Below are 5,298 nucleotides of genomic sequence, written 5' to 3'. Positions count from 1 at the left end.
GGTGTGGTTTGTTGTTTGTCAACTCAATAGTGTGTCTAGTTTGTTGATACCAAAGTTTTTTGTTTTTGGTTGATGGCCTGACAGTCCCCTGGGTGTTTTCCCGTTTCCTGGGGGTGTTGGGTGTCAGCTGGGATCCTGCCCTGGTTCTGCTGCGCTGTTTGGTGTGGTGGTGGGGTGGTTTCTGTTGAATGTTTTTTGACGGAGAGTTTGATCCTGGCTCAGGACGAACGCTGGCGGCGTGCTTAACACATGCAAGTCGAACGCTGAAGCTTGGTGCTTGCACTGGGTGGATGAGTGGCGAACGGGTGAGTAATACGTGAGTAACCTGCCCTTGACTCTGGGATAAGCCTGGGAAACTGGGTCTAATACTGGATATGACCTCCTGTCGCATGGTGGGGGGTGGAAAGGGTTTGTACTGGTTGTGGATGGGCTCACGGCCTATCAGCTTGTTGGTGGGGTAATGGCCTACCAAGGCGACGACGGGTAGCCGGCCTGAGAGGGTGACCGGCCACACTGGGACTGAGACACGGCCCAGACTCCTACGGGAGGCAGCAGTGGGGAATATTGCACAATGGGCGCAAGCCTGATGCAGCGACGCCGCGTGAGGGATGACGGCCTTCGGGTTGTAAACCTCTTTCAGCACGGAAGAAGCGAAAGTGACGGTACGTGCAGAAGAAGCGCCGGCTAACTACGTGCCAGCAGCCGCGGTAATACGTAGGGCGCAAGCGTTGTCCGGAATTATTGGGCGTAAAGAGCTCGTAGGCGGTTTGTCGCGTCTGCTGTGAAAGCCCGGGGCTTAACCCCGGGTGTGCAGTGGGTACGGGCAGACTTGAGTGCAGTAGGGGAGACTGGAACTCCTGGTGTAGCGGTGAAATGCGCAGATATCAGGAAGAACACCGATGGCGAAGGCAGGTCTCTGGGCTGTTACTGACGCTGAGGAGCGAAAGCATGGGGAGCGAACAGGATTAGATACCCTGGTAGTCCATGCCGTAAACGTTGGGCACTAGGTGTGGGGGACATTCCACGTTTTCCGCGCCGTAGCTAACGCATTAAGTGCCCCGCCTGGGGAGTACGGCCGCAAGGCTAAAACTCAAAGGAATTGACGGGGGCCCGCACAAGCGGCGGAGCATGCGGATTAATTCGATGCAACGCGAAGAACCTTACCAAGGCTTGACATACACCGGATTGGCTCAGAGATGGGTTTTCCTCCTTGTGGGGCTGGTGTACAGGTGGTGCATGGTTGTCGTCAGCTCGTGTCGTGAGATGTTGGGTTAAGTCCCGCAACGAGCGCAACCCTCGTTCTATGTTGCCAGCACGTGATGGTGGGGACTCATAGGAGACTGCCGGGGTCAACTCGGAGGAAGGTGGGGATGACGTCAAATCATCATGCCCCTTATGTCTTGGGCTTCACGCATGCTACAATGGCCAGTACAATGGGTTGCGATACCGTGAGGTGGAGCTAATCCCAAAAAGCTGGTCTCAGTTCGGATCGTGGTCTGCAACTCGACCACGTGAAGTCGGAGTCGCTAGTAATCGCAGATCAGCAACGCTGCGGTGAATACGTTCCCGGGCCTTGTACACACCGCCCGTCAAGTCACGAAAGTTGGTAACACCCGAAGCCGGTGGCCTAACCCTTGTGGGGGGAGCCGTCGAAGGTGGGACTGGCGATTGGGACTAAGTCGTAACAAGGTAGCCGTACCGGAAGGTGCGGCTGGATCACCTCCTTTCTAAGGAGCACGCTGACCGGCCGGGTGGCTGGTGGCCCCACAGACCACGAGATCGTGGTGGACCGTTGAGTCGGTGGTGGGTGTTTTGCTCATGGGTGGAATATCAGCAAGCGGACACGGATACTACGCACACGGGAACACTGCCGGCTTGGTTGGTTGGTGGTGGTGTGTGTGGGGGTTCGTGGTGGCACATTGTTGGGTTGTCGATCAACAAGTTACGTTGGTTGGTTTCCTGGGACACTGACGCATCCATTGTGGTGGGTGTGTGGTGTTGGTGGGTTGTTGTTTGTCAACTACATAGTGGACGCGAGCATCTTTGACGCCGCGTGCATCTGGTCACACGTTGATCACGGTCGAGGGGTTTTCGGATTCCTGGTTGTGGTGGTGTGGTGGGTGTGTGTGGTGTGTTCTTTGATGATTGTTTTGTGTTGTGTGGCGTAGAAGTTGTTACGGGCACACGGTGGATGCCTTGGCATCAGGAGCTGATGAAGGACGTGGAAATCTGCGATAAGCCTCGGGGAGCTGATAAACGAGCTGTGATCCGAGGGTCTCCGAATGGGGTAACCCGGCTGCGTATCATGCGTGGTCACTCGTATCTGAATTCATAGGGTGCGAGGAGGAACGTGGGGAAGTGAAACATCTCAGTACCCATAGGAAGAGAAAACAATAGTGATTCCGTGAGTAGTGGCGAGCGAAAGCGGATGGTGGCTAAACCGGTTGTGTGTGATACCTGGCGAGGGTTGCATGATCGGGGTTGTGGGATGCGTTGTTCTCGGGGTCGCCACCCCGGGCGCTGTGGCGCTGTGGTAGTCGAACTGGTGGTGAGTGCCAGACCGTAGGGGGTGTGAGTCCCGTAGACGAAACCGTGGTGTGCGTGGTGTGACGTTGTTCCCGAGTAGCACGGGGCCCGTGAAATCTCGTGTGAATCTGCCAGGACCACCTGGTAAGCCTGAATACTTCCTGATGACCGATAGCGGATCAGTACCGTGAGGGAATGGTGAAAAGTACCCCGGGAGGGGAGTGAAATAGTACCTGAAACCGTGTGCTTACAAGCCGTTGGAGCCTTTTGGGGTGACAGCGTGCCTTTTGAAGAATGAGCCTGCGAGTTAGTGTTACGTCGCGAGATTAACCCGTGTGGGGTAGTCGTAGCGAAAGCGAGTCTGAATAGGGCGTTGTGTAGTGGCGTGATCTAGACCCGAAGCGGGGTGATCTACCCATGGCCAGGTTGAAGCGCGTGTAAGAGCGCGTGGAGGACCGAACCCACTTCAGTTGAAAATGGAGGGGATGAGCTGTGGGTAGGGGTGAAAGGCCAATCAAACTCCGTGATAGCTGGTTCTCCCCGAAATGCATTTAGGTGCAGCGTTGCGTGTTGCTTCCCGGAGGTAGAGCTACTGGATGGCTGATGGGCCCTACAAGGTTACTGACGTCAACCAAACTCCGAATGCCGGTGAAGTGTAAGCGTGGCAGTGAGACTGTGGGGGATAAGCTTCATAGTCGAAAGGGAAACAGCCCAGACCATCAACTAAGGCCCCTAAGCGTGTGCTAAGTGGGAAAGGATGTGGAGTTGCTTAGACAACCAGGAGGTTGGCTTAGAAGCAGCCACCCTTGAAAGAGTGCGTAATAGCTCACTGGTCAAGTGATTCCGCGCCGATAATGTAGCGGGGCTCAAGTACACCGCCGAAGTTGTGGCATGACACCGTGTAGCCGAGCCGTTTGTGGTTGAGGTGGTGTTGTGGGTAGGGGAGCGTCGTTGGGGTAGTGAAGCTGCGGGGTGACCCAGTGGTGGAACCTCAACGAGTGAGAATGCAGGCATGAGTAGCGATAGACGGGTGAGAAACCCGTCCGCCGGATGATCAAGGGTTCCAGGGTCAAGCTAATCTGCCCTGGGTGAGTCGGGACCTAAGGCGAGGCCGACAGGCGTAGTCGATGGACAACGGGTTGATATTCCCGTACCGATGAAGAACCGACCCTATCGAACCGGGGATACTAACCACCCGAACCATCACGATCCGTGGCCGTTTACGGTCACGGGAGTGTGTGGGGAGCGTGGGACCTGATCCGGGGAGGTAAACGTGTTAACAGGTGTGACGCAGGAAGGTAGCCGAGCCAGGCGATGGTTGTCCTGGTCTAAGCATGTAGGGCGACCCGTTGGTAAATCCGCGGGTCATGGGCCTGAGATGTGATGGGACTCTCTTAGGTGAGGGAATTCGGTGATCCTATGCTGCCAAGAAAAGCATCGACGTGAGGTTCTAGTCGCCCGTACCCTAAACCGACACAGGTGATCAGGTAGAGAATACTAAGGCGTTCGAGAGAATCATGGTTAAGGAACTCGGCAAAATGCCCCCGTAACTTCGGGAGAAGGGGGGCCCTGGTTGGTGAACACCCACGCGGTGTGAGCTGGTCGGGGTCGCAGAGGCTAGAGGGAAGCGACTGTTTATCAAAAACACAGGTCCGTGCGAAGTCGTAAGACGATGTATACGGACTGACTCCTGCCCGGTGCTGGAAGGTTAAGAGGACTCGTTAAACCCTTCGGGGTTGAAGCGGAGAATTTAAGCCCCAGTAAACGGCGGTGGTAACTATAACCATCCTAAGGTAGCGAAATTCCTTGTCGGGTAAGTTCCGACCTGCACGAATGGAGTAACGACTTCCCTACTGTCTCAACCATGAACTCGGCGAAATTGCAGTACGAGTAAAGATGCTCGTTTCGCGCAGCAGGACGGAAAGACCCCGAGACCTTTACTATAGTTTGGTATTGGTGTTCGGTGTGGCTTGTGTAGGATAGGTGGGAGACTGTGAAGCCGTCACGCTAGTGGTGGTGGAGTCGTTGTTGAAATACCACTCTGGTCACTCTGGATATCTAACTTCGGCCCGTGATCCGGGTCAGGGACAGTGCCTGATGGGTAGTTTAACTGGGGCGGTTGCCTCCTAAAGAGTAACGGAGGCGCCCAAAGGTTCCCTCAGCCTGGTCGGCAATCAGGTGTTGAGTGTAAGTGCACAAGGGAGCTTGACTGTGAGAGTGACAGCTCGAGCAGGGACGAAAGTCGGGACTAGTGATCCGGCGGTACATTGTGGAATGGCCGTCGCTCAACGGATAAAAGGTACCTCGGGGATAACAGGCTGATCTTGCCCAAGAGTCCATATCGACGGCATGGTTTGGCACCTCGATGTCGGCTCGTCGCATCCTGGGGCTGGAGTTGGTCCCAAGGGTTGGGCTGTTCGCCCATTAAAGCGGTACGCGAGCTGGGTTCAGAACGTCGTGAGACAGTTCGGTCCCTATCCGCTGCGTGCGTTGGAAATTTGTGGAGGCCTGTCCTTAGTACGAGAGGACCGGGACGGACGAACCTCTGGTATGTCAGTTGTTCCGCCAGGAGCACCGCTGATTAGCTACGTTCGGGATTGATAACCGCTGAAAGCATCTAAGCGGGAAGCTTGCTCCGAGATGAGATTTCCTGACCTCCTTTGTGGGGTGTGAGGTGCCCAGTAGACGACTGGGTTGATAGGCCAGATGTGGAAGCGTTGCAAGACGTGGAGCTGACTGGTACTAATACACCGAAGACTTCTACACACACAG

General features: G+C 55.5%; 2 rRNA genes. Both read left to right on the top strand.

Annotated elements, in window-relative coordinates:
• The first annotated feature begins 195 nt into the window (after nucleotides 1-195).
• Nucleotides 196-1,727: ribosomal RNA gene (locus tag RF637_RS13610) — 16S ribosomal RNA — on the top strand.
• 437 nt (nucleotides 1,728-2,164) lie between these two features.
• Nucleotides 2,165-5,292, top strand: a 23S ribosomal RNA gene (locus RF637_RS13605).
• Together the 16S and 23S rRNA genes form the textbook arrangement of a ribosomal RNA operon.
• Nucleotides 5,293-5,298: the final 6 nt, after the last annotated feature.

Source organism: Kocuria sp. CPCC 204721 (genome assembly GCF_040980945.1).
Taxonomy (GTDB): domain Bacteria; phylum Actinomycetota; class Actinomycetes; order Actinomycetales; family Micrococcaceae; genus Kocuria; species Kocuria marina.
This window is presented reverse-complemented; position numbering and strand designations above follow the sequence as displayed.